This is a genomic window from Inquilinus sp. OTU3971 (genome assembly GCF_038440215.1).
Map to the genome: position 1 here is coordinate 42565 of NZ_JASATH010000005.1, position 22624 is coordinate 65188.

The 22624-nt window shown below is 67.8% G+C and carries 22 protein-coding genes; 14 read left to right on the forward strand and 8 right to left on the reverse strand.

The window, feature by feature from the left end; genetic code table 11:
• Position 1: 1 nt before the first annotated feature.
• Together AAHM41_RS02365 and AAHM41_RS02370 are read right to left on the reverse strand one after the other, a co-directional pair.
• Positions 2 to 1747: an acyl-CoA dehydrogenase gene (locus AAHM41_RS02365; protein WP_342234895.1), complete on the reverse strand. Its 1746-nt coding sequence runs from the start codon at positions 1745 to 1747 to the stop codon at positions 2 to 4.
• Complete coding sequence (locus AAHM41_RS02370) at positions 1744 to 2661, reverse strand: dienelactone hydrolase family protein (RefSeq protein ID WP_342234943.1); 918 nt, start codon at positions 2659 to 2661, stop codon at positions 1744 to 1746. The genes AAHM41_RS02365 and AAHM41_RS02370 overlap by 4 nt, the downstream gene beginning before the upstream one ends.
• Before the next feature lie 120 nt (positions 2662 to 2781).
• Here AAHM41_RS02370 and AAHM41_RS02375 point away from each other — a divergent pair, with 120 nt between their 5' ends.
• Both AAHM41_RS02375 and AAHM41_RS02380 read left to right on the forward strand, forming a co-directional pair.
• Entirely contained in the window at positions 2782 to 3999 is a 1218-nt protein-coding gene (locus AAHM41_RS02375; protein WP_342234896.1) for an OpgC family protein, read from the forward strand.
• A 301-nt stretch (positions 4000 to 4300) separates the two neighbouring features.
• Complete coding sequence (locus AAHM41_RS02380; protein ID WP_342234897.1) at positions 4301 to 4546, forward strand: hypothetical protein; 246 nt, start codon at positions 4301 to 4303, stop codon at positions 4544 to 4546.
• A 39-nt stretch (positions 4547 to 4585) separates the two neighbouring features.
• On the opposite strand, the gene AAHM41_RS02385 is transcribed toward AAHM41_RS02380, so the two are convergent.
• The 3 genes from AAHM41_RS02385 to AAHM41_RS02395 form a co-directional block, all read right to left on the reverse strand.
• Entirely contained in the window at positions 4586 to 5290 is a 705-nt protein-coding gene (locus tag AAHM41_RS02385) for a DUF899 family protein (RefSeq protein WP_342234898.1), read from the reverse strand.
• 97 nt (positions 5291 to 5387) lie between these two features.
• Positions 5388 to 6800 (reverse strand): FAD-binding oxidoreductase, encoded by a 1413-nt coding sequence (locus AAHM41_RS02390; protein WP_342234899.1) that lies wholly within the window; start codon positions 6798 to 6800, stop codon positions 5388 to 5390.
• Positions 6801 to 6810: 10 nt separating this feature from the next.
• Positions 6811 to 7785 (reverse strand): L-threonylcarbamoyladenylate synthase, encoded by a 975-nt coding sequence (locus tag AAHM41_RS02395; protein ID WP_342234900.1) that lies wholly within the window; start codon positions 7783 to 7785, stop codon positions 6811 to 6813.
• A 140-nt stretch (positions 7786 to 7925) separates the two neighbouring features.
• On the opposite strand from AAHM41_RS02395, the gene parA reads away from it, so the two are divergent.
• Entirely contained in the window at positions 7926 to 8540 is a 615-nt protein-coding gene (gene parA / locus AAHM41_RS02400; RefSeq protein WP_342234901.1) for a ParA family partition ATPase, read from the forward strand.
• A gap of 9 nt (positions 8541 to 8549) precedes the next feature.
• Here the strand turns inward: parA and AAHM41_RS02405 are convergent, their stop codons facing one another.
• Positions 8550 to 9056, reverse strand: a complete 507-nt coding sequence (locus AAHM41_RS02405; protein WP_342234902.1) for a DUF2199 domain-containing protein — start codon at positions 9054 to 9056, stop codon at positions 8550 to 8552.
• Positions 9057 to 9186: 130 nt separating this feature from the next.
• Between AAHM41_RS02405 and hisN the strand changes: the two genes are divergently transcribed.
• The 4 genes from hisN to AAHM41_RS02425 all read left to right on the forward strand — a co-directional run bounded on the left by hisN (position 9187) and on the right by AAHM41_RS02425 (position 13117).
• The gene (hisN, locus tag AAHM41_RS02410; RefSeq protein ID WP_342234903.1) at positions 9187 to 9960 is read left to right on the forward strand and encodes a histidinol-phosphatase; all 774 of its coding nucleotides are present in this window, start codon (positions 9187 to 9189) and stop codon (positions 9958 to 9960) included.
• A complete protein-coding gene (locus AAHM41_RS02415) occupies positions 9960 to 10409 on the forward strand; it encodes a nucleoside 2-deoxyribosyltransferase (RefSeq protein WP_342234904.1) in 450 nt (149 codons plus the stop codon). The genes hisN and AAHM41_RS02415 overlap by 1 nt, the downstream gene beginning before the upstream one ends.
• Before the next feature lie 291 nt (positions 10410 to 10700).
• Complete coding sequence (locus AAHM41_RS02420; RefSeq protein WP_342234905.1) at positions 10701 to 11906, forward strand: NAD-dependent formate dehydrogenase; 1206 nt, start codon at positions 10701 to 10703, stop codon at positions 11904 to 11906.
• Positions 11907 to 12010: 104 nt separating this feature from the next.
• Positions 12011 to 13117, forward strand: a complete 1107-nt coding sequence (locus AAHM41_RS02425) for a cis-3-hydroxy-L-proline dehydratase (protein ID WP_342234906.1) — start codon at positions 12011 to 12013, stop codon at positions 13115 to 13117.
• A gap of 950 nt (positions 13118 to 14067) precedes the next feature.
• Here the strand turns inward: AAHM41_RS02425 and AAHM41_RS02430 are convergent.
• Positions 14068 to 14604, reverse strand: coding sequence for a helix-turn-helix domain-containing protein (locus tag AAHM41_RS02430; protein WP_342234907.1), 537 nt, complete (start codon positions 14602 to 14604; stop codon positions 14068 to 14070).
• Positions 14605 to 15089: 485 nt separating this feature from the next.
• On the opposite strand from AAHM41_RS02430, the gene AAHM41_RS02435 reads away from it, so the two are divergent.
• The 7 genes from AAHM41_RS02435 (at position 15090) to AAHM41_RS02465 (ending at position 20718) form a co-directional block, all read left to right on the forward strand.
• Positions 15090 to 16958 carry a Mu transposase C-terminal domain-containing protein gene (locus tag AAHM41_RS02435; RefSeq protein ID WP_342234908.1) on the forward strand — a complete coding sequence of 623 codons (1869 nt, stop codon included), beginning with the start codon at positions 15090 to 15092 and terminating at the stop codon, positions 16956 to 16958.
• A gap of 58 nt (positions 16959 to 17016) precedes the next feature.
• Positions 17017 to 17751, forward strand: coding sequence for an AAA family ATPase (locus AAHM41_RS02440; protein WP_342234909.1), 735 nt, complete (start codon positions 17017 to 17019; stop codon positions 17749 to 17751).
• A complete protein-coding gene (locus AAHM41_RS02445; protein ID WP_342234910.1) occupies positions 17748 to 18155 on the forward strand; it encodes a hypothetical protein in 408 nt (135 codons plus the stop codon). The genes AAHM41_RS02440 and AAHM41_RS02445 overlap by 4 nt, the downstream gene beginning before the upstream one ends.
• Positions 18139 to 18552, forward strand: coding sequence for a regulatory protein GemA (locus AAHM41_RS02450; protein ID WP_342234911.1), 414 nt, complete (start codon positions 18139 to 18141; stop codon positions 18550 to 18552). Before AAHM41_RS02445 ends, AAHM41_RS02450 begins: the two co-directional genes overlap by 17 nt.
• Before the next feature lie 457 nt (positions 18553 to 19009).
• Positions 19010 to 19420 (forward strand): hypothetical protein, encoded by a 411-nt coding sequence (locus tag AAHM41_RS02455; protein WP_342234912.1) that lies wholly within the window; start codon positions 19010 to 19012, stop codon positions 19418 to 19420.
• Positions 19413 to 19832, forward strand: coding sequence for a hypothetical protein (locus AAHM41_RS02460; RefSeq protein ID WP_342234913.1), 420 nt, complete (start codon positions 19413 to 19415; stop codon positions 19830 to 19832). Before AAHM41_RS02455 ends, AAHM41_RS02460 begins: the two co-directional genes overlap by 8 nt.
• 127 nt (positions 19833 to 19959) lie before the next feature.
• Complete coding sequence (locus AAHM41_RS02465; RefSeq protein ID WP_342234914.1) at positions 19960 to 20718, forward strand: hypothetical protein; 759 nt, start codon at positions 19960 to 19962, stop codon at positions 20716 to 20718.
• 670 nt (positions 20719 to 21388) lie between these two features.
• Here AAHM41_RS02465 and AAHM41_RS02470 read toward each other — a convergent pair.
• Positions 21389 to 22441, reverse strand: coding sequence for a hypothetical protein (locus AAHM41_RS02470; protein WP_342234915.1), 1053 nt, complete (start codon positions 22439 to 22441; stop codon positions 21389 to 21391).
• Between the last annotated feature and the right edge of the window lie 183 nt (positions 22442 to 22624).

Below are 22624 nucleotides of genomic sequence, written 5' to 3' on the forward strand. Positions count from 1 at the left end.
GCTACTCCACCACGCTCCGCCAGCCCTCGGTGATCGGCAGCAGCAGGGCCGCGGCCTGGGGCAGGAACTGCTCGGCGAAGAAGCGGGCATGGGCCAGCTTGGCGGCGCGGAGCTCGGGATCGCTCTCATCGGCCAGCGCCGCCCGGGCCATCAGCCAGCCGCCGGCCACCAGGCCGAACATGCGGAGATAGTGCACCGCGCTGGCGGCGACGGCGGCCGGGTTCGAGGGCGCGGTCTCGACCACCCAGTCGGTCGCCGCCATCAGCGCCGCCAGGCTCTCCACCAGCCGGTCGCGGATCGGCGCCGCGCCCGGGTGGGTGGCCAGCTCCGCCTGGGTCTGTGCCATCTCCTCGAACAGCGCCAGCGCCGCCGCGCCGCCGTCGCGCGCGACCTTGCGGAACACCAGGTCATTGGCCTGGATGCCGTTGGTGCCCTCGTAGATCGGCGTGATCCGGGCGTCGCGCAGGAACTGGGCGGCGCCGGTCTCCTCGATATAGCCCATGCCGCCATGCACCTGGATGCCGGTCGAGGCGACCTCGCAGCCGACATCGGTCGACCAGCCCTTCACCACCGGCGTCAGCAGGTCGGCCCGGGCCTGCGCTTTCGCCCGCTCGGCCGGGTCGGGGTGGAAGCGGGCGAGGTCCAGCGCCGCGCCGGCGCTGTAGGTCAGGGCCCGCGCCGCCTCGGTCAGGCAGCGCATCGACAGCAGCATCCGGCGGACATCGGGATGGGCCGCGATCGGCGTGCCGTTCTCCGCACCGATCGGCTTGCCCTGGACCCGGGTGGCGGCATAGGCCTCGGCCGCCTGGGTGGCGCGCTCGGCGATCGCCACGCCCTGCAGCCCGACGGTCAGCCGGGCGTTGTTCATCATCGTGAACATGTACTCGATGCCGCGGTTCTCCTGGCCGATCAGGAAGCCGGTGGCGCCGCCGGCGTCGCCATAGGCCATGACGCAGGTCGGGCTGGCATGGATGCCCAGCTTGTGCTCCAGGCTGACGCAGCGCAGGTCGTTGCGCTCGCCCGGCTCGCCCGCGGCGTCGGGCAGCAGCTTGGGCACCAGGAACAGGCTGATGCCCTTGATCCCGGCCGGCGCGTCGGGCGTGCGGGCCAGCACGAGATGGACGATGTTCTCGGCCATGTCGTGGTCGCCATAGGTGATGAAGATCTTCTGGCCGGTGATGCGGTAGCTGCCGTCCGCCCGCCGCTCCGCCTTGGTCCGCACCGCGCCGACGTCGGATCCCGCCTGCGGCTCGGTCAGGTTCATGGTGCCGGTCCAGACGCCGGAGACCAGCTTCGGCAGGTAGGTCCGCTTCTGCTCGTCCGAGCCATGCGCCTGCAGCGCCTCGACCGCGCCCTGGTTCAGGACCGGGCACAGGCCGAACGCCAGGCTGGCCGACTGCCACATCTCCGACACCGCCATCGCCACCGCCCAGGGCAGGTCCTGGCCGCCCCATGCCGCCTCGAAGGGCAGGGCGTTCCAGCCGCCGTCGCGGTACTGCGCATAAGCCTCGCGGAAGCCGGGGGCGGTGCGCACCACGCCGTTCTCCAGCTTCGCGCCCTCGCGGTCGCCGATGGCGTTCAAGGGCGCGATCACCTCGGCCGCCAGCCTGCCGGCCTCCTCCAGCACCGCGTCGACCAGCTCCGGCGTCGTCTCGGTTTTGCCGGGCAGGGCGGCGATGCGGTCGAGCCCGACCAGATGCCGCAGCACGAAGCGCATGTCGGCGAGCGGCGCGGCATAGGCGGTCATCGGACGACTCCCTGGTTCCCCGGTGGATTGGGGTTTCCGTTTACGTAAAGGGGAGATTTCACCGAACCGGCGCCCAAATCAAGCCCCAGCCGCTTGTCGAGGAAGCTCAAGGCGCGCACCTCGGCGTCGTCGACCGGGGTCCAGCTCGGGCTCAGCGCCGGCGGGTCGGCGATCGGCTGGGCCCGGTCCAGCATCGCCGTGGTCGGGGCGGTGAAGTCGAAATTGTGCTGCATGCCGGGATAGACGATCAGGCTGACCGCGGCGCCCTTGGACAGCCAGGCGTCGAACAGCGTGTCGCAGGCCGCGGCCGGGGTGACGCTGTCGGCCGCCCCCATCAGCACCAGCAGCGGCGTGTCGCCGACCGGCTGGGCGTCGGTCATGTACTGGTTGCAGCGGGGGTAGAGGGCGATCGCCGCGGCGAAATGCGGCGCGGTCTTGGCGATCAGCGACTGCCGCATCGTCGCCGTGGTGGCGACGGCGGTGGTGGCGCCCTGCGACCAGCCCAGCACGGCGATCTGTTTGGGATTGATTTCCTTGCGAGTTTGTAGATACTCAAGGGCTCCGACCGCGTCCTTGACGCGCAGTTCGACCGGGATCGTCGACAGGCCGACCGAGATGATCTCGCGGTAGCCGCGTGGCGTGTAGCTGTCGACCAGGAGCATGGCATAGCCGCTGGCGGTCAGCCGGGTGGCCCAGCGGTCATGCGCCGGGGCATAGCCGCCGGACCCGTGCAGCCCGACGACGGCCGGGAACGGGCCCGCGCCCTTGGGCAGGAACAGGCGTCCGGTGATCACCTCGCCGGACAGACTCTTGAACATCACGGTCTCGGCCGGCGCCATGCCCTGGGCTCGGGCAGGCCGGTCCAGCACCGGCGCGACGGCCAGCAGCAGGATCGCGATGCACAGGCGAAACATGCTCAATCCGCCCCTCCGTGCGGCAGTGTTCCACACCCTGGTTTTCGAGGGAACCTCGTCCTGTATGAAGCGTTCCCCAATTGCATCGCCTCGTCGGGCTGATGCAGCCGGAGAGATGAAATGACCGCACAGAAGCCGGCGCGGGACATTCGGATTGATTTCTTCCGTGGTCTGGCGCTGATCATCATTTTCATAAACCATGTCCCCGGGAACATTGCAGGAATGTTCACGCCGCGGATATATGGTCTGAGCGACGCAGCGGAGATCTTCATCTTCCTGGCCGGGCTGTCCTCGGCGATGGCGTTCGGCCGTAGCTTCGACCGCGCCGGATTCCTGGCAGGATTTGGCCGCGTGGTCCAGCGCGTCTGGCAGCTCTACCGCGCCCATATCGGCCTGTTCATCGTCATCTGCGGCATCATCATCGGCGCGAACCGGATCTTCGCCGAGCCGAACTACATCTCCCGCCTGGGCATCGACCGGTTCTTCCAGGACCCCGGCGGATCGCTGTTCGAGCTGCTGTCGCTGCACTATGTGCCGCATTATTTCGACATCCTGCCGCTCTATATGCTGCTGCTGGCCGCGATCCCGGCGATGGTGCTGCTGGCGCGGATCTCGCCGGTGCTGGTGGTGGCCGTCTCGGCTGTGCTCTACATCGGGGCGGTGGCCGATGGCTGGAACCTGACGGCCGACAGCACCGAAGGCCGCGGCTGGTTCTTCAACCCCTTCGCCTGGCAGGTGCTGTTCGTCGCCGGCTACGGCTACGGCGCCGGCTGGTTCGAGGTGCCGCGGGTGACGCGCGGCCGCATCACCGTGGCGCTGATCTACCTGGTGTTCTGCGCGGCCCTGGCGCTGTCGCTGGTGCGGCTGGACGGCGGCCTGTTCGCCGGCATGCGCGACATCCTGGAGCCGCTGGCGCGCAAGACGGATAACGGCCCGCTGCGCCTGCTGCACTTCTTCGCCCTGGCCTATGTCGTGGTGTCGCTGCTGCGCGCCGTGCCGGATCTGATCACCCCGCGCGGGGCCGAGCCGGTGGCCGTGATGGGCCGCCACTCGCTGTCGGTGTTCCTGCTCGGCATGGCCCTGTCCTTCGTCGGCGGCATCGTCTTCGACCAGGCGGGGCAGGGGCTGCTGCCGCATCTCGCGGTCAATCTCGGCGGCATCGGGCTGCTCTGGTTCTGGGCTCGCGGCGCTGCCTGGTTCAACGGCCAGCCCTGGAAGCGCGGCCGCGATCTGCCGGCCAAGCCTGCCCCGGCCTTCCGCATCCGCCCGGCCCGGACCGCGCCGATGCCGGCCCCGGCCATGGCCCGGCTGCGCCTGGCCCCCCGCCGGGCGCTGTAGCCGGATCGGCAGCCCTCCCCGTTCCGCGCAATCAGACGACGGAGTGATCTGCGTCATCCGTGTATTGAGGCGGAAGGGGCGTTGGGTCTGGAAAGTCATCCCGCCGCCCTGTGGGTAATTCCAAGGTTCGCCGTAAAGTTGCCATGGAATTGCCTCAATTGGAAAACGGCGTGCCGACTGGCTGAAACCCGGTCGGGTGGAGATGGATATGGTTGCCGGTTCGTTGGGGTCCCGACTCTCGCGGGTTGGTATCGTCGACGTCTTGGCTGCCCTGGCGGCCTGCGGGCCGACCCCGAGCGAAATGCAGCTGAACTACGCCTCGCAGCAATGCTCCTATGGCGATCCCTATGCCTGCGACTCCGTCGGCCCGCTGTCGTACCAGGCCCAGGCCGAGCGGCAGCAGCAGGACACCAACGCCGCGGTGGCGGCCGGCCTGCTGGCGATCGGCGGCATCGCCCTCGGCGCGGCCCTGGCCGACGATGACGACGGCTATCGCGGTCACCGCCACTACCGCGGCGGCGGCTGGGGGCGTCGCGGCCACTGGTGAGGCGGGCGCGGCCGGGACGACAGCGCCCGGCCGCTCCTCTCAGTCGTAGCTCAGCTTCGGGTACCAATCCGTGCCCCGGCCCTCCGGGGTGCAGTCCAGCACCATCCACAGCGGCGACGGGTCGGGGGCGCCGCGCGGGTCCTGGCCGGGATCGGCGGTCTCGCCGGTCATCTCGCCGGCCCAGAAGTGGCGGATGGTGCCGTCGCGCCGGGTGAACACGTTCAGCGCGGGGATGTCCGACCCGTCGGGCGCGACGCCGAAATAGTCGTGCGAATAGGCGCCGTCGAGGTCGCTGTAGAGGCGCAGGTCGCGCCAGCCGCGCTCGCGCTTCCACGCGGCCAGCCGGGCGAAGGGCGAGCGCGCGACCACGGCCAGGGCGGCGCGCTGGCCGATATCGGCGGCGTTGCCCTCCCAGGCGTCCAGCAGGTTGGTGCACATCGGGCAGGGGCGCTCGCGCTGCGGCCCGAACATGTAGCTGTAGACCACCAAGGTCTGCTTGTCGCCGAACAGCCCGGCCAGGTCGGTCGGGCCGTCCGCGCCCTCGAAACGGTAGTCTCCGGTCACCGGGCCGCCGGGCGGCAGCGCGCGGCGCTGGGCGGCGACGCTCTCGATCCGGCGCCGCAGCTCGATCTCCTCGGCCAGCAGGGCGGTGCGGGCGGCGCGGTATTCGGCGCTCTCATTGGGGATGCGGACAGGGTTGGCGCGGGCCAGCTCGGCCGCCGGGGTCAGGGTCTTCGCGTCCATCGGGAGGTCCTCCACGGGTTGACGCATCTTGTCGTCGGCGCAGGGCCGGATTCGACAGCAGACGACTCTAGAACCGATCGGGATGGCCAGCGGTGCCCTACGCTTCGATCACCTTGCCCGGATTCATGATCCCGGCCGGGTCGATCGCCCGCTTGATCCGGCGCATCAGGTCGATCTCGACCGCCGGCTTGCGCTCGGCGATCTCGTCGCGCTTCAAGAGGCCGACGCCGTGTTCGGCGCTGATCGACCCGTCCAGGGCGGCGACGATGTCGTGCACCCGGTGGCTGATCTCCTCCCAGCGCGCCATGAAGGCGGCGCGGTCGGCGCCCACCGGCTGGTTCAGGTTGAAATGGATGTTGCCGTCGCCGAGATGGCCGAAGCCGATCACCCGCACGCCCGGCGCCATCGCCTCGGCCAGCGCCGTCGCCCGCTCCAGGAACTCCGGCACCTTCGCCACCGGCACGGCGATGTCGTGCTTGATCGCCCCGCCCTCGAAGCGCTGGCCTTCGACGATCGCCTCGCGGATCCGCCAGAAGGCCTTGCGCTGCGCCTCGCTGGACGCGATCGCGGCGTCCGTCACCAGCCCGGCCTCCAGGCCGCCGGCCAGGATCGCCTCCAGCTGCTCCGCCAGCGGGGCGTCGGCGGCAGGGGAGGACAGCTCCAGCAGCACGTACCAGGGGTGCGCTTCGGCCAGCGGGTCCACGACGCCGGCGACATGCCGCAGGGCGAAGTCGATGGCCAGCCGCGGCATCAGCTCGACCCCGGTGACCGACCCGCCGGCCTCGGTCCGGGCGCGGCCGAACAGGGCCACGGCGGCGGCCGGGTCCGGCACCGCCACCAGCGCCGCTGCGACACTGCGCGGCCGCGGGAACAGCTTCAGCACCGCGGCCGTGATCACGCCCAGCGTGCCCTCGGCGCCGATGAACAGCTGCTTCAGGTCGTAGCCGGTGTTGTCCTTGCGCAGGGCCCTGAGGCCGTCCCAGACCTGCCCGTCGGGCAGCACCACCTCCAGCCCCAGCACCAGGTCGCGGGTGTTGCCGTAGCGCAGCACCGCGGTGCCGCCGGCATTGGTCGACAGGTTGCCGCCGATGCGGCAGCTGCCCTCGGCGCCGAGGCTCAGCGGGAACAGCCGGTCGGCCGCCTCCGCCGCTGCCTGCACCTGGGCCAGGATCACCCCGGCCTCGACCGTGATGTGGTCGCCCTCGGCATCGACCTCGCGGATCCGGGTCAGCCGGTCGGTGGACAGCAGGATCTGCCCGGCCACGGCCACGGCGCCGCCGCACAGGCCGGTGTTGCCGCCCTGCGGCACCACGCCGACCCCGCGCTCGGCGCACAGCGTGACCACCGCCGCCACCTCGGCGGTCGTGGCCGGCCGCACCACGATGCCGGCCGTGCCCTGGTACTTGCTGCGCCATTCCTTCAGATAGGGCGCCAGATCCGCCGCCTCGTACAGCACGCCCTGCGGGCCGGTGATGGCGACCAGGGCCTCCAGCAGCGCGGCGTCGGTCATGGGTCGCTCCCTAGGATCGTGGGGCCGCGGCGCGGCGCAGCCGGTCGTTGATGGCGGCGCCCAGGCCGGCTTCGGGGATCGGCGCCACGGCGATGGTGCCGGCGCCGGTCTTGTCCAGCGCCCGCAGCATGGCGAACAGGTTGGCGGCGGCCTCGGCCAGACTGCCCTTGTCGCTCAGATTCATCACCTTCGGCCCGCTGCGCAGGTCGGGACCGAAGGTCAGCAGCACCTCGTCCGGCCCGATCGCGCCGGCGTTCAGCCGCACCTGCGCCCGCGGCGCGTAGTGGCTGGCCAGTTGGCCGGGCGAGGCCGGCCGCTCCGGGTCCCTCTCGGGCAGGGCGACGGGGCCGAGCAGGGCGGTCAGCTCCTCGATCGTCACCCCGCCGGGGCGCAGCAGCACCGGCCGCTCGCCGGTCAGGTCCAGCACGGTCGATTCCAGCCCGACGGCGCAGCGCCCGCCGGCCACCACCAGTGACACCCGGCCGGACAGCCCGTCCAAAACATGTTGCGGCGTGGTCGGGCTGACCGCGCCGGAGACATTGGCGCTGGGCGCCGCCACCGGCCGGCCGACCGCGGCCAGCAGGCGCCGCGCCGCCGGATGCGCCGGCACCCGGATCGCCAGGCTGTCCAGCCCGGCGGAAGCCAGCAGTGACACGCGCGCGCCGTCGCGCCGCGGCAGCACCAGGGTCAGCGGGCCGGGCCACAGCGTCTCGGCGATGCGCCGGGCGCGGTCGTCGAACCGCACCAGATCCTCGGCCTGCCCGGAATCGGCCAGGTGGCAGATCAGCGGGTTGAAGCTCGGGCGCTGCTTGGCCTCGAAGATCGCGGCCACGGCGCGGTCGTTGGTGGCGTCGCCGCCCAGGCCGTAGACCGTCTCGGTCGGGAAGGCGACTAGGCGGCCCTCGCGCAGCAGCGCCGCGGCGCGGGCGATGCCGGCGGGGCCGTCATCGACGATCTCGGTCCGGATCGGGTCGTGGGTGCTCATGCCCGTTCTATAGCCCGATCCGCGGCCAAGGCGATATGCGCTGAGCGGCCATCTGCTGCCGCCGCGAGGCCGTTCTCCGGAGATCTCATGTTGCGCTGCAGCAGAAGCCGCGCGACACTTCCGCGAAACGGAGAGTGCGAATGGCCGGTCGGACGATCACCGTGGCGCAGCAGAAGGGCGGGGCGGGCAAGACCACGCTGGTCGCGCATCTCGCTGCCGCCTTCATCCGCTCCGGCCTCACGGTCGCGACCGTGGACATCGACCCGCAGGGCAGCCTCAGCCGCTGGGTCGAGGCGCGCGGCGCCGACCCCGGCTTCACCCATCTGCGCATCACCGGCTGGCGGGTGCCGGCGGCGGTCGACCGCGCCCGGGCGACGCATGATCTGGTGCTGATCGACAGCCCGCCGCACGCCGCCTCCGACGCCCGCATCGCGGTGCGGGCGGCGCAACTGGTGCTGGTGCCGATCCAGCCCAGCCCGATGGACCTGTGGGCGACCCAGCCGACGCTGGACCTGGCGGCGGAGGAGAAGGTGCCGGCCTGGATCGTGCTGAACCGGGTGCCGCCGCGCTCCAAGGTCGCGGACGCGCTGGAGATCGAGATCGGCAAGCTCGGCATCCCGGTGCTGGCGGCCCGGATCGGCAACCGCACCGGCTTCGCCGCGGCGATGCTGTCCGGCCGCACCCTGGTCGAGACCGCGCCGTCCACCAAGGGGGCGGAGGAGATCGCTGCCCTGGCGGCGGCGCTGCGGGAATAGCCCGTACCCTCAATGCCTCGGCAGATGGGCCTCCACAATCTCGACGACGCGCTCGAGGGTGATGCCCTGCCGCTGCTCGACAGCCAGCGGATGATCGGTCGGCTCCAGCTCGATGAAGGGGCGGGTCGGCGGTGGCCGCAGACGTACCATCGTCTTCAGGTTCAGGATCTCGGGATAAGTGTTCAGCGTCGCCGACAGCCAGCCGAAGCGGGGCGCGTGCCGGGCCCGGTCCGGCGCCTCCCAGGTTTCCAGGATCAGCGCCATGCTCTCACCCGACACCGACACCCAGACGCCCCAGGAGAACGGCTCGTCATGGCCGATGATTGGGATCTCGAGACAGCCGCGGATATAGAAGGCCTCGTCGATCGTGCACATGTCGTCGGTCAGCAGTGTCCGCGCCTCCCGTTCCGCCTCCGGGACGGCATAGTAGTCCAACGGCGCGGCGGCGGCGAAGGCGAGCGGCAGTTCGTCGTGCTGCCGGTTGCAGCAGGAACAGGCCCAGGCGTATCGCAGCATCCGGCGACCCTTCTCGATTCAGCCGGGCCAGGATAGCAGGCCGGGGCCCGTCCCGCTTCGCTGAACGCTTGCCCCGGCCTCTATTTCCGGCGAGGCTGCGCCCCTCAGCCTGAAGCCCAGAGTCCGCGCCATGACCGCCGATCCCTTCGTCGCCTTCGCCGAAAGCCTCGCCGATGCCGCCCGTCCGGCGGCGATGCGCTGGTTCCGCACCGGGCTTGCGGTCGAGGACAAGGCCGATGACTCGCCGGTGACCATGGCCGACCGCTCGGTCGAGCAGCTGATGCGGCAGATGATCAATGGCCGCTACCCCGGCCACGGCATCCTCGGCGAGGAGCACGGCCGCGAGGGCGTCGACCGCGACCTGGTCTGGGTGCTGGACCCGATCGACGGCACCCGCGCCTTCATTGCCGGCGTGCCCCTGTTCGGGTCGCTGATCGCCCTGGTCGAGAAGGGGAAGCCGCTGGTCGGGGTGATCGAGATGCCGGCGCTGGGCGAGCGCTTCGTCGGCCATGCCGGCCACCCGTCGCTGGCCGACAGCAAGCCCTGCCGCACCCGCGACTGCGGCGGGCTCGGCAACGCCATCCTCACCACCACCTCGCCGGAGGTGTTCTCGGGCGACACCATCAAGACCTTCGAGCGGCTGGCCGGGGCGGTGAAGCACCGCCGCTACGGCCTCGACTGCTACGGCTATGCCCTGGTCGCGCTGGGCTGCATCGACTTGGTGATGGAGCGCGGCTTGCAGCCCTATGACTACATGGCGCTGGTGCCGGTGATCGAGGGCGCCGGCGGCGTCATCACCGACTGGCAGGGGCAGCCGCTCGGCCTCGACTCCTCGGGCGAGGTCCTGGCCGCCGCCACCCCGGCGCTGCACCGGGCGGCGCTGGACGTGATCGGCCGCGGCTGATGCCGCACCTGTACTTCGCCGCGCCGCTATTCTCGGCTGCCGAGCTCGTCTTCAACGCGGTGCTGGCGGAGCGGATCGAGGCGCTGGGCTTCACCGTCTTCCTGCCGCAGCGCGACGGGGTCGAGAGCCGCCGCGAGCCCTGGGCGTCGATGCCGCCGGAGCAGCGGCGCCGCGCGATCTTCGAGATGGACCGCGACCAGGTCTTCGCCTGCGACGTGCTGCTGGTCGTGCTCGACGGGCGGGTGCCGGACGAGGGCGCGGCGCTGGAGCTCGGCATGGCCTATGCCCACCGCCAGCTGGCCAAGCCCGGGCGCCGGCTGGTCGGGCTGCACACCGATGCCCGCGCCGCCTTCCTCGGCGCCAAGCTGAACCCGATGCTGGCGATGCCGCTCGACGCCGTGTTCGACGATGCGGATGCGCTGCTGGGCTATCTCGCCGGCATTCGCTGACCGGCGCGGCCGCTGGGGCGGCTTCGCCCGCGTCTCACCCGCTTGGCGATCCTGAGTCCATCGAATGCTCACGATTGATAGACAACGTCGATCATTCGATCGGAAGTATCGATTTGAACAGAGCGCCTCGCCGGTCGCATCCTGTCCGTGGTGTCACGGTCCGATCCGGGCCAGGCCCCTAGATCTCCGCGAGACCAGACGGGCTCAGCCCTTCGCCATCCCGCCGGACCGCCCGGTGATCCCGCCGCGGCGGCGGATCGGACCGGCTCTTCTCCAAGGGAGGAGACTGGAATGGCCAAGATCGTTTGCGTTCTCTACGACGACCCGGTGACGGGCTACCCGACCTCCTATGCCCGCGACGGCCTGCCCAAGCTCGAGCGCTATCCCGGCGGCCAGACCCTGCCGACGCCGAAGGCGATCGACTTCGTCCCCGGCACGCTGCTGGGCAGCGTCTCGGGCGAGCTCGGCCTGCGGCGCTGGCTCGAATCCCTCGGCCACACCCTGGTCGTGACCTCGGACAAGGACGGCGCCGATTCCCGGCTGGACCGCGAGCTGCCGGACGCCGACATCGTGATCTCCCAGCCCTTCTGGCCGGCCTATCTGACGGCCGAGCGCATCGCCAAGGCGCCGAAGCTGAAGCTGGCCCTGACCGCCGGCATCGGCTCCGACCATGTCGACCTGCAGGCGGCGATCGACCGCGGCCTGACGGTCGCCGAGGTCACCTACTGCAACTCGATCAGCGTGGCCGAGCATGTGGTCATGATGATCCTCGGGCTGGTGCGCAACTACATCCCCTCCTACCAGTGGGTGGTGAAGGGAGGCTGGAACATCGCCGACTGCGCCGCCCGGTCCTACGACGTCGAGGGCATGCATGTCGGGACGGTGGCCGCCGGCCGCATCGGCCTCGCCGTGCTGCGCCGGCTGAAGCCCTTCGACGTGCATCTGCACTACACCGACCGGCACCGCCTGCCGGAGGCGGTGGAAACCGAGCTGAACCTGACGTGGCATCCGACGGCGGAGGACATGGTCAAGGTCTGCGACGTGGTCACCATCAACGCGCCGCTGCACCCGGAGACCGAGAACCTGTTCGACGCCGCGATGATCGCCAAGATGAAGCGCGGCGCCTATCTCGTGAACACCGCGCGCGGCAAGATCTGCAACCGCGACGCCGTCGCCGCGGCGCTGGAGAGCGGTCAGCTGGCGGGCTATGCCGGCGACGTCTGGTTCCCGCAGCCGGCCCCGGCCGACCATCCCTGGCGGACCATGCCGCATCACGGCATGACGCCGCACATCTCCGGCACGTCGCTGTCGGCCCAGGCGCGCTACGCCGCCGGCGTGCGCGAGATCCTGGAGTGCTGGTTCGAGGGCCGGGCCATCCGCGACGAGTACCTGATCGTCGACGGCGGCAAGCTGGCGGGCGCCGGCGCCCATTCCTACAGTGCCGGCAACGCCACCGGCGGATCGGGCGAGGCCGCCCGGTTCAAGAAGACAACCTGAGCCCCTGCGGCCGGCCGGTGCGGTCCGCATCGGCCGGTCCCCGGCGGTTTGACAGCCCAGGCCGGGGCGCGCGAAGGTTCCGCGCCATTGCCGCGAGGAGCCCGATGCGCATCACCCGGATCGCCGTCCACCAGGTCGACCTGCCGCTGCACGAGGGCAGCTACAGATGGTCGGGCGGCAATGCCGTCACCGTGTTCGACAGCACCCTGGTGCGGATCGACACCGATGCCGGCCTGACCGGCTGGGGCGAGGTCTGCCCGCTCGGGCCGGCCTATCTGCCGGCCTATGCGGCGGGCGCCCGCGCCGGGCTGCGCGAGCTGGCGCCGGGGCTGATCGGGCTCGACCCGCGTCAGCTCGGCGTGCTCGACCGTCATCTCGACCGGTCGATGCGCGGCCATCCCTATGTCAAGTCGGCGGTCGACATCGCCTGCTGGGACATCCTCGGCAAGGCCGCCGGCCTGCCGGTCGCGGAGTTGCTGGGCGGCCGCTATGGCGACGATTTCGCCCTCTATCGCGCCATCAGCCAGGAGAGCCCGGAGGCGATGGCCGCGCGGGTCGCGGAATACCGCGCCCAGGGCTACACCAAGTTCCAGCTCAAGGTCGGCGGCGATGCCGACACCGACATCGCCCGCATCCACGCCGTGGCCGCGACGCTGCAGCCGGGCGACGTGCTGATCGCCGACGCCAACACCGGCTGGCTGATGCACCAGGCGGCGCGGGTGGTCGACGCCGTGCGCGATGTCGACGTCTATATCGAGCAGCCCTGCCGCAGCTACGAGGAGTGCCTGACGATCCGCCGCCGCACCGCCCGGCCCTTCGTGCTGGACGAGGTGATCGACGGCCTGCCGGCGGTGCTGCGCGGCGTGGCCGACGGCGCCATGGACGTGATCAACCTGAAGATCTCCAAGGTCGGCGGCCTGACCAAGGCGCGGCAGATCCGTGACCTCTGCGCTGCGCTCGGCATTGCCATGACCATCGAGGACACCTGGGGCGGCGACGTCGCGACTGCGGCGATCGCCCATCTCGCCCATTCGACCCCGCCGGAGCTGCTGTTCTCGGCGACCGACTTCAACTCCTACGTCACCGTCTCGACCGCGCCCGACGCGCCGCGCCGCAAGCATGGCCGGATGGCCGCCGGCACCGCCCCTGGCCTGGGCGTGACCCCGGACCCGGCAGTGATCGGCGACCCGGTCTTCGTGGTGGGGTCGTAAGGCACCTTCCCGCGAGCGAAACCTTTCAGAATTCCAGACGCCGTCATGGCGAGCCCCGCCGGGGTGTGGCCATCCAGCAGGCACCGGCCCGACGTTGCGATGCGGTTCGATCGGAGCGCGATTCCGCTTGAAGCGCCTCTGGTAACGGACAGGACACAGTCCGATTGCCTCTCCCGCTTGCGGGACCTTTTCAAAACACCGCCGTTTGGGCCGGCCTATCCTTTTCATCCTCCCCCTCCCCTTGCGGGAGGGGGCAGGGGGAGGGGTTTGGCGCCGCTGGAATTGATGTCGAGCGTCACCACCGGCCCCGCAGAAATCCTGGCCGATTCCACGCCGGCTCCCGTCGTCGACACCCCCTCCCCCTACCCCCTCCCGCGGGGGGAGGGGGAGAGTGGAAAGCACGCGTCGGCTCAGGTGATCGAATTCTGAAAGGGTCTCGCCACGCGGGAGAGGTCGGAGACGCGAAGCGGCTCCGGGTGAGGGGGAGTTTGTCGAGGCCGGGACCAGCCCTCACCCGGTCTCGTTGCGCGAGCCCGACCTCTCCCGCGTCCGGCGGGAGAGGCAATGCAGGGACGTCGACGCCGCGCTGCTTCCAAGCGATTGCCCTGAGATAGGTGGGCGATTCCGCTTGACTGCATGTTCCTATTTTGTTCTGATATAGGCATGGTCGATGCCAACCCAGCCGGGACTCCCTCCGCCGCTTCGCCGTCCACGGACGAGCGGTGGAGGGGCAAAAATTATTCTGCGCGATCCGGTGGCAATTAACCTGCGGCAACTCACTTAAAATTCATTCTTGATCAACCGGTTAAGCGGGGCGCAACTGCTGGACAGGCTGCGTCCCCGTTGCGTTTAGGGAAGGCTGCAAAATCAATGGGTTAATGACCGACAGCAAGTTGACGAGGCTCATTGCGCGCCGATTGCGCCCCGATTGCGCCCCTCCCCCAACGGCTTCAGATGATCGAGCTGTCTTCCCACCATGGGGGGTCTGCGATGTCGGAGTCATCAAGATGGTACTCGATTAGGAGCGCCTTATAGATATCCTTCTCCGATGTAATCTTCGCTCGCTCCCATGCCTTCTTCGAGGCAACAATCTTGTCATACTGGGATTTCACATAGGCATGCAGGCTAGTAAGATCGTGTTTGCTGGTCAGATCTATGGTGAGTTGTGGATTATCGAGTTCGGTCAACCACCTGGCGGCAAGGCATATTGATATCCAAAGACATTCGTTGTCTAAGTCACTGGAGCGCTTGCTGATTCCTATGTCATCAACCGCGCTCTGATCACCTTTTCCTGTCAATATCCAGTCTATCGACGTCTCTCCACCAGCAAGCATAGCAATATACTTCACGGGGATTGAGCCGCGTCGTCTCCAGGAGGCAATCGTCGGCCGAGGCACTCCAAGAGCATATGCCAGGTCTTGATCCGTCTCGATGCCCAGGACGGACTTCGCTCTCTTGAGCGCGCCTTCGACGTCCATATGTTTCATAAAGCAACCTTCGGCGTTGACATGTTTCAAAACGCAACGCATGGTGCGTTTGGAAACACCGCACTATGGGCTTTGGGACCACAAATGCAAGAGTTCCCCCCGGACTTGTATAGGGCTGTGAGGGCAGGCTTCATTGCCAGCGGCACATCGCTCCACAAATGGTGTAAGGAAAAAGGAGTAGCTCGCCAGTACATAGAGAAAGTTCTTAACGGAAAAACCAATGGGCCGAGGGCCAATAGTTTGCGTGAAGAGGTCTGCTCCGCTGCCGGATACAGACCGTGACGCCGGCTCAGATTTGGATAGGTAGCAGAGAGTTTGCCGATTGTGCCGCTATAAACGTTAGCAAAGCGAGACTATCTCTCGCCAGGGCATGCAACGAGGCGAAGGTTTGGCGTGGCCATTTGCTGTTGGTTCGCACGGCGGCGGGTCGTGGGGGTGCCGCCGGACTCCAATATGAAGTTCGGCTAGATAGCCTGCCAGCCGCGGTGCAGACGCGCTGGTTGGCCCTGCGAGAAGAGGCTGGCGATTGCGCGTCGTTCACTCATAGCCGTCCTCTATCCGATTCGGGCCATACCGCGTGGTCTTGGCGCCTGCCAATCATCCGTCCGGCACTAGCGCATCCCGCCGGCTCCAAAGGCCGAAGCGCGGCGATCCGTGCGATCGTTGAAGCCGAGCACGTCGACAGCGACGGCTGCCTGCGGGGATTTAGCGAGAACACCATCCGGGAGTGGCTGCGCCGGTACGAGACGCGCGGCGTCGGCGGGCTAAACCGCAAAGGCCGGGCCGATCGTGGCAAGTCGCGCACCGCAGTCTCGCGTGAATGGGATCGAGCGACCGACGGGGCCGGGCTCGGCGTGGAGAATCAGACACAGATTGTCGAGGCCGTACGGCGCCATGTCCGTTCGCTGTGGGCCGGCCCGGCGACCTTCGCCGGATGGCGTCGAATCGCGAAGCTGGCCTCTGACCGACTATACGATCTGACCGTCGCCGCGCTCGGAACCGACCATCCGGCGGCAACTCCGGGAGTGTGCCGGGTCCCGAGGGAGTTCGTCGAACGGGAGCGGCATTACCGCGTGGTCGGGGTTCATGGTCGCGACCGGAAGGCCTTCGACGATGACCAGCGCCCCCGCATCAGCCGCGCCGTCGATCATATGCGGCCGATGCAACAGGTGATCGGCGACGTCCACCCTGCCGACATCTACTACACCCGCGCGGACGGCAGCACGGCCACCGCCAAGCTGATCGCGTGGCTGGACGTCGCCAACCACCGCCTCCGGGTGCTCCCCGTGTTCCTGGAGAAGGGCGAAGGCGTGCGCCAGGAGCACGTCATCCAATCCTTCATCGAGATGGCAGGCGATACCCTCTGGGGCATGCCCTCCGGGCTCTATCTCGACAACGGCAGCGAGTACGATTGGACCGGCTTCGTCGAGGACGCCCTCAAGCTGACGGGCATGCGCATTGACTTCTCCGGCCAGACCGCCGACGCAGGTGGTTCGCCGGTGACGCGCGCTCAACCTTACAACGCAGCGGCGAAGGGCGTCCTGGAAGGAGCCTTCTCCAACCTGGAACAGCGCTTCCTGTCGATGGTCTCAGGCTGGGTCGGCGGCGACCGGATGCGGAAGAAGACGGCACATGTCGGCAAGCCGCCGGCACCGTTCCCCGGCAGCCCGGCGGCGCTGGCGGAGACGATCCGGGATGCCGTGGCCGCATACAACGCGACCGAACAGCGGGGGCGGCTGGCCGGCCGGTCGCCGGACCAGGTCTTCGCTGCGCATGTCGAGGACGGATGGGGCCGCACCGACATAGCCGAGGCCGATCTCCTGGCAGCCTTCTGCCGCAAGGAGATCCGGGTGGTCGCCAAGGGCGCCATCTCCTTCAACGGCCGCTCCTACTACGACGATGCCCTGGCTCGCCTGCCGGCCGGCAGCCGGGTCGAGATCGGCATCCCCAAATGGCCTGGCGCCGGCAGGATTGCGGTGTGGGATGCGCGCGGAACCTTCCTCTGCGCGGCGGCTCCGGACGTGCCCTATGCCCATGACGATCGTTCCGGCGCGGTCGAGGCCGGCCGACGCAGGAAGGTGGCGCAGGCTCGCGTCGCCGAGCTGCGCCGCGACATCGTCCCGATCGACGGCGTGGCGCTTCTACGGGACGAGGCTGCGCGCGCGGCCTCGGCGTTGGTGCCGGAACGTTCCGGCGTGATCCGGTTCGATCACAACCAGACCAAGGCCGGCAAGGCACTCGCCGAGACGCCAGCCGCGCGGCGGAACCGCGAAGCCGAGGCCGAGCGCTCCTATCGGCACGAGATCGCCGAGACACTTCAGAAACTCGTGGGGGCCGGCGGTGGCAGCCGCTGACCCCCACGCAGCCGGCAGGGCCGGCACTTCTCCAACGGAAGGGATGGAGGCAGGAAAGGTGACAGACGTTATCCCGTTGTTCAACCAGGGATCCCCAGACGGATTTTGCGAAACCCCGACCGCGGCGACGATCATCAACGCGGCCCGCTATTGCCTCGTCAATCAGCGGATGGGGCTGGTCGTCGGCGAGCCCGGCATCGGCAAGACGACGGCGCTGCGCCACTTCACCCAAAGCACGATGGGTGTCCACTTCGTGACCATCAACCCCACGCTGCGAACGCTGCACGCCGCCTTAAGCCATATCGCGCAGGAGATCGGCTGCTATCCCGGCGGCCGGGCGCGGGAGACTTACGAGATCCTGGAGCGAGGGCTGGGCAGGCGACATGGCCGGCTCGTCATCCTGGACGAGGCGCAGCACCTGTCGGACGAGGCGCTGGAGGCGCTGCGCTGCATCCATGACGAGACCCGAGCCGGCGTTCTCCTTTGCGGCAACGCGTACTTCCGGACCCGGTTCAACAACGAACGGCGCGGCTTCGGTCAAATCACGTCCCGCCTCGGCATCCGCATTGTCCTGGAGCATCCGGACGCCGCCGATGTGGACAGCATCTGCGCCCAACGGGAGGTGCACGACCCGGCGGCCCGCTCCTTCCTCGTGACGCAGTCCCGGACGGTTGGCGCGCTTCGCCTGGTCGACAGTCTGATCGAGATGGCGGCGAAGTTGGCGGGGTCGGCCGGGGCGATCCGGGTCAAGCACCTCAAGGATGGTCTGCGAATGCTTGGAGGCGAGGCATGACCGACGCTCCCTTCATGATCAACGGATCGCGGTTCTCCAACCCGACGGAGGCGTTGGAAACCGCGGCCCGTGTGGCGCGGACGCTGTCATACCTGCCGCAGGCCATGTCCGACGGTGTCGATGGGAGGGCGGCCGAGGGTCTCGAACACCTGTTGAACGGCCTCACCTGCATGCTGGAGGGGCTGGAGCCGGTCGTCCGGGATCGCATCGAAGAACCCTTCCGCAAGGGCCGGATGGAAGGGATGCGGTTCGCCGGCGCCGAATACGAGCGAGGCGTCCGCGAGGGGCAAGAGGCAGTTCGGGCGACGTCGAGGGGACGACAGTCCGGCTCGGCCGACCTTCGGCACATAAGCAGGGAACAGGACCAGCACGGGACGGAGGCTCCTCATGCCGCTGTCGCGTGAGCAGATCGCCTTGATCCATGTCGCCAAGGATCGCGTCGCCATGGCCGAGGATGACTACCGTGCCCTGTTGCGCCGAGTCGGTGGTGTCGAGAGCAGCCGCCACCTTGATGCTGCCGGCTTCACCGCCGTGATGAAGGCGTTCGAGCGCTGCGGCTTCCAGAGCGACGCCGCGCGGAAGGCGTTCGGCAACCGCACCGGCATGGCCTCGGCCGGCCAGGTCCAGCTGATCCGCAAGCTGTGGCAGGACTTCGCGGGGGCGGAGGCGGCCGACAAGAGCCTTGGCGTGTGGCTCGACCGCAAGTTCAAGGTGAGTTCGATCCGCTTCGTCACCGCCGCAGCCGCACCCAGGGTGATCGCAGCCCTCACGGCAATGGCCCAGCGTCGCCAGCCAACGTAAGGCGCCTATCACATCTCGTTCTCACGACGGCCCCTGAACGGGGCCGTTCTTATGTCGGGAATCGGCCGGGAACCCGCCCCCCGGCCTGCCTCGCGACTTTCGGGTGCACGGGCGGGCGGCCCGATCGCGACGACTGACCAGGCACCCGTCCCCTGATCGACCCCACGCCTTAACGACGCCGGACGGTGCGGCTCAGTCGTGGCAGCCACTGGCCATATAGCGCTGGATTGGGCCGGAGAGAAGGTCGCCCGACCCGCGGTGGATCGGGCGACCAAGGGGCGAAGAGTCCCTAATCACGTCACCTCAGCTTCGGTCACGCAATCAAATCTGAATATAAACTCTCAGGCCCGACAATCCCGAAACCCGTTCGGCATCTGGCCCAACTGTTGGGTCAATTATCTATCGCCACTCTCCCCCAAACTGTTGGGACAAAATCTGAGAGAGGGTGCGATCTTTCATGAATGAAGACGGCAATACTAGTCGCCCCAGATACTTCGGCGCAGTCTACATGCCGCTGATCGAAGCGGGATTTAGGGCCGAAGCCGAACGACTGGCCCAGAAATGGGGTGGCCTGAAGCGCTACGTCCCCGGCGTGGACCACCTGCGTCCGACATCTCCGCTCGCCAGGCTGATCGGATATGAGGCCGCGCGCGTCCTCGCCGAAGCCTTCGGCCCGTCGCACCTCTACTTCGCACGCGGTGCTGACCGAGGCCATCTCAAGGCGCGGATCGTTCACGCCCTGGACAGAGGCTTACGCCCACGCGAGATCGCCCAGGAGACCGGCGCATCTGAGGAGTGGGTGCGTCGCGTCCGCGCCACGATCGGAATGGAGCCGTTCACACGCTGGGACGCTGCCGCCCATGGATGAGCGGCCGATCACGCCGGAATGGTTCCCGGGCATCCTGTACGAGCTTGCGCGTGCCGGCTTCGTGCAAGAGGCGGCGGCCCTCTCCGAAGCCAGGGGCGGCCGGACGATCGATATCCCTCTCCGCGATCGGCTGACCGACGCCAGCGCGTTGACGCGGCTGATCGGGCTGCCGGCGGCCCAAGCCGTCTCCCAACGTTGGGGCGGCACTCGCCAGTATGTGCCGCTCCGCGGCGGTGTCGGTTCGAAGATGCGCAACATCCTCGCGCATCCGGGTGGAACCGCCGAATGCGCGAGGGACCTGCAGACGTCGGAGCAATGGGTCCGTAGTGTCCGCAATCAGGGCGGGTCGAAGCGTTGGCGGCCCGGCGATGGCGAGGCTTACCGTCCGGCGTCGCCGCTAACGGGGGGCTAACGGGGACAGGACGGCCGAACACCGGCCGGGCGCGGGGATGGGTGCCGCAGGCTTCCCGAGAGCACCCCTCGGCCGTCCCACGAAATCACACTCGCCGGGCATGGCCCGGCTCACATGGAGAGAAGACATGGTAGATGACATCCGCCCGAGCGGAGATCTGATCACGGATTCCGGCGCGCGGGACGAGATCCGCGCCATACTGAAACGGCGGCGCGTCGTCGAGGCGCAGCGGGCTGAGGCGAAGGACCATATCGGCCTGGTCGACCGGCGCCTGGAGGAACTGGCGGCGATGGTTGCAGCGGCGGAAGCCGGCAAGCTCCCACTGCGCGACCCACGGCCGGCCGGTCGACTTGCGTCGCTGCTCAGCGGCACGGCGGCTGGCCCTGACCCTGCCGAGGTTCAGCGCCGGCGCGATCACAATACTGTCCAGCAGGCTCTGATTGACGACGCCCGGCAGGATATCGCCCTGCTGGAGGAGGAACGGCGGCGTGCGCAGAGCGAGCGCGACGACGCCGAGCGACGCATCGCAACCGTCAACGGCGAGTTGCACGCAGTGGTCGCGGACGCGCTCTTCATCGCGTTCCAGCACGAGGCCTTGGCCATGGTCGAGCGGCGCCTGCGCCCGCTGCGTCTGTTGAAGCGTCGGTTGCCCGGGCGACCCCTGCTGATGGAGCGGCTGTCTCATGTGGAGATCAGCTGGCGCGAGACGCGGCCGAGCCCAGTCGAGGGAGCATCCGATCGTTCCGTCACACGCACAATCTGGCCGGCCAATGGAGCAGACGACAGCGAAACCGCGGAGGAATTCCTGTCCCGGATTGCGACAGAGATCGACGCCAAGGGTGGGGCGAAGCGGACCAAATCCGTCGACGACGGGCCGGGACAGTAGGAAAAGGGCTCGGCCCTGGCGCTGAAGATTTCCGAGGCGGACGCCGGCAGCACTATCGCGGCGGAGAGGCGGCGAGAATGTTCGCCGCCTGCTTCATCTGGCTCCCAAAGCGGTCGTGGCCGCACGTGGCTCGGCCCGGACGGTCGCCGGGCCTGCTGGCTTCTCTGGAGCGGACATCTCCGGCGATCCAATCCTTCCGGGGAGCGGACACGGCACACGGAACGATCGGACTGTCATCAATCCCAATCTTGCGGCCCATGTGCGAGTGTCAGGGGAAGGCTGCACCGCGGCGGCTTTGCGCGTGATCCGACCGGTCAGACCGGCCGAGACGGGTGGAAAGCGGTTATGTCGCCCCAACTGGCTCAATAACGGAGATGCGCCATAAGCGGTCACCATGCTGCCGACCAATAGCAAACATCACTCGAAACCGCGGAACCCGGCCCGCTCCGACTGAGCCGGCCCGATGACGTTGACGCGATAGCGGTCATTGTCCCGAACCTGAAAGCGGACGTGGCCGGCCCATCAGATAGCTCAATCCTCAGCAAAGCCGCCTGTACGATTCAGCACACCGGCCGGGCCGCCCGCAGAACCGAACTCCAAAGTCAGCCCGAATCTGCAAGGATCTAAGGCCACGACATATTGAAACATATCAACGGCGCGCTTTAGCTTCTTAGATATAAACCATGTCAGCGTAGTCCTTCATTGAGCCAATGGACAGGAACATCGGTTCGAGGTTTGTCGAGAGGTGGCGGGGCCGGAAGGCGACTCGAACTTCTTTTTGATACGCGTAGCCGAAATGCTTCGCCATTTCGGGGACATTAAATTTCGTGTAGTCGCGATATGGATCGTAATATGTCACCTTTCCTTCCATCGGAACCCAATCTGGAAAGCGCGCCAGAAAGGTCGAAATCAGGCGCTGCTTGAAAATGACCGGGTCCTTAATAATAATCGCAGCGTCGGAGTTGAAGTCTGTCGGCATGCGATAGTGTATGGCCTCGCACAAGCTGAAAAGATAGTAATCATTGAATACGAGTGGAAGCACTATATCATCATCATTGAATTCTACACGCTTTCCCTGAATTTGAATGTGGGTCATTCCTTTGAGCCGTTCTCTGTATGTAGGTATAAAGAATGTCCGGCTCGTTTCGTCATCCCTAACAGCGTTGAGAAACCCTGCGTCGTTGTAAAGACCAGCATTGGCGAGACGAAGCTCGCCGCTCCGGAGCATCGGCTCAAGGAACTGACGTTTTCCGTATTTGACAAGAATTGGCGTGGTCGGAGGCCTGTATCCTTCAAACATGGTGACGCCGATCGGCGTTCCGTTCTCAAAATACCTAAAAATTGGCTCTCGGGCGGTCTCGATCAGCTCCGCCGGAGGCCCCCCCGAACGGAACCCGTACTCCTCCAGCATGTGCGTGAAGACTTGCATATACTCGTCTGTCTCGGTGAGCGGAACGGGGCATACCTTGCCGTCCGGCCCCAACTCGGTCACGTTCATGAAAATATTGCGGAAACGCTCGGCCACGCGATCATCGGGCGCGCCGATCAAATATGGATAAGCCAGATAGGTGTGGCGCCACACCTCGTGGCGCCTCAAGCGGTTTCGCTGCTCGGACTTGTGTTCATAGTACCACCGACGCTGATCGATGCCTTGCAGCCGCTGACGGATCTGATCGAGACCGACCTTCACGATCTGTGAACTACCGTGGTTGCGGTCGAACAAAAAAGAACATTCCCCAAAGTCTCGATCCGATCAGTGAAGGCCTGTGTCGCCGACAACTCGTTGCAAACCCAACGCTTGTACAAGTATGGCCGGCGAAGTCGAATTGGTCCAGTGTGGGCATGGCTGCGCGCCAATCAGGATCTGATTGTGCTGTTCCCGCATTAGGTCCGCTTTCAGACGCGA

What these genes read in the sequence shown, in the direction of transcription:
- AAHM41_RS02430 (WP_342234907.1), bottom strand. Translation starts at nt 14,604, where the DNA reads ATGAAACATATGGACGTCGAAGGCGCGCTCAAGAGAGCGAAGTCCGTC.
- parA (WP_342234901.1), top strand. Translation starts at nt 7,926, where the DNA reads ATGGCCGGTCGGACGATCACCGTGGCGCAGCAGAAGGGCGGGGCGGGC.
- AAHM41_RS02445 (WP_342234910.1), top strand. Translation starts at nt 17,748, where the DNA reads ATGACCGACGCTCCCTTCATGATCAACGGATCGCGGTTCTCCAACCCG.
- AAHM41_RS02420 (WP_342234905.1), top strand. Translation starts at nt 10,701, where the DNA reads ATGGCCAAGATCGTTTGCGTTCTCTACGACGACCCGGTGACGGGCTAC.
- AAHM41_RS02380 (WP_342234897.1), top strand. Translation starts at nt 4,301, where the DNA reads ATGCAGCTGAACTACGCCTCGCAGCAATGCTCCTATGGCGATCCCTAT.
- AAHM41_RS02370 (WP_342234943.1), bottom strand. Translation starts at nt 2,661, where the DNA reads ATGTTTCGCCTGTGCATCGCGATCCTGCTGCTGGCCGTCGCGCCGGTG.
- hisN (WP_342234903.1), top strand. Translation starts at nt 9,187, where the DNA reads ATGACCGCCGATCCCTTCGTCGCCTTCGCCGAAAGCCTCGCCGATGCC.
- AAHM41_RS02455 (WP_342234912.1), top strand. Translation starts at nt 19,010, where the DNA reads ATGAATGAAGACGGCAATACTAGTCGCCCCAGATACTTCGGCGCAGTC.
- AAHM41_RS02450 (WP_342234911.1), top strand. Translation starts at nt 18,139, where the DNA reads ATGCCGCTGTCGCGTGAGCAGATCGCCTTGATCCATGTCGCCAAGGAT.
- AAHM41_RS02375 (WP_342234896.1), top strand. Translation starts at nt 2,782, where the DNA reads ATGACCGCACAGAAGCCGGCGCGGGACATTCGGATTGATTTCTTCCGT.
- AAHM41_RS02415 (WP_342234904.1), top strand. Translation starts at nt 9,960, where the DNA reads ATGCCGCACCTGTACTTCGCCGCGCCGCTATTCTCGGCTGCCGAGCTC.
- AAHM41_RS02460 (WP_342234913.1), top strand. Translation starts at nt 19,413, where the DNA reads ATGGATGAGCGGCCGATCACGCCGGAATGGTTCCCGGGCATCCTGTAC.
- AAHM41_RS02405 (WP_342234902.1), bottom strand. Translation starts at nt 9,056, where the DNA reads ATGCTGCGATACGCCTGGGCCTGTTCCTGCTGCAACCGGCAGCACGAC.
- AAHM41_RS02385 (WP_342234898.1), bottom strand. Translation starts at nt 5,290, where the DNA reads ATGGACGCGAAGACCCTGACCCCGGCGGCCGAGCTGGCCCGCGCCAAC.
- AAHM41_RS02465 (WP_342234914.1), top strand. Translation starts at nt 19,960, where the DNA reads ATGGTAGATGACATCCGCCCGAGCGGAGATCTGATCACGGATTCCGGC.
- AAHM41_RS02425 (WP_342234906.1), top strand. Translation starts at nt 12,011, where the DNA reads ATGCGCATCACCCGGATCGCCGTCCACCAGGTCGACCTGCCGCTGCAC.
- AAHM41_RS02390 (WP_342234899.1), bottom strand. Translation starts at nt 6,800, where the DNA reads ATGACCGACGCCGCGCTGCTGGAGGCCCTGGTCGCCATCACCGGCCCG.
- AAHM41_RS02365 (WP_342234895.1), bottom strand. Translation starts at nt 1,747, where the DNA reads ATGACCGCCTATGCCGCGCCGCTCGCCGACATGCGCTTCGTGCTGCGG.
- AAHM41_RS02395 (WP_342234900.1), bottom strand. Translation starts at nt 7,785, where the DNA reads ATGAGCACCCACGACCCGATCCGGACCGAGATCGTCGATGACGGCCCC.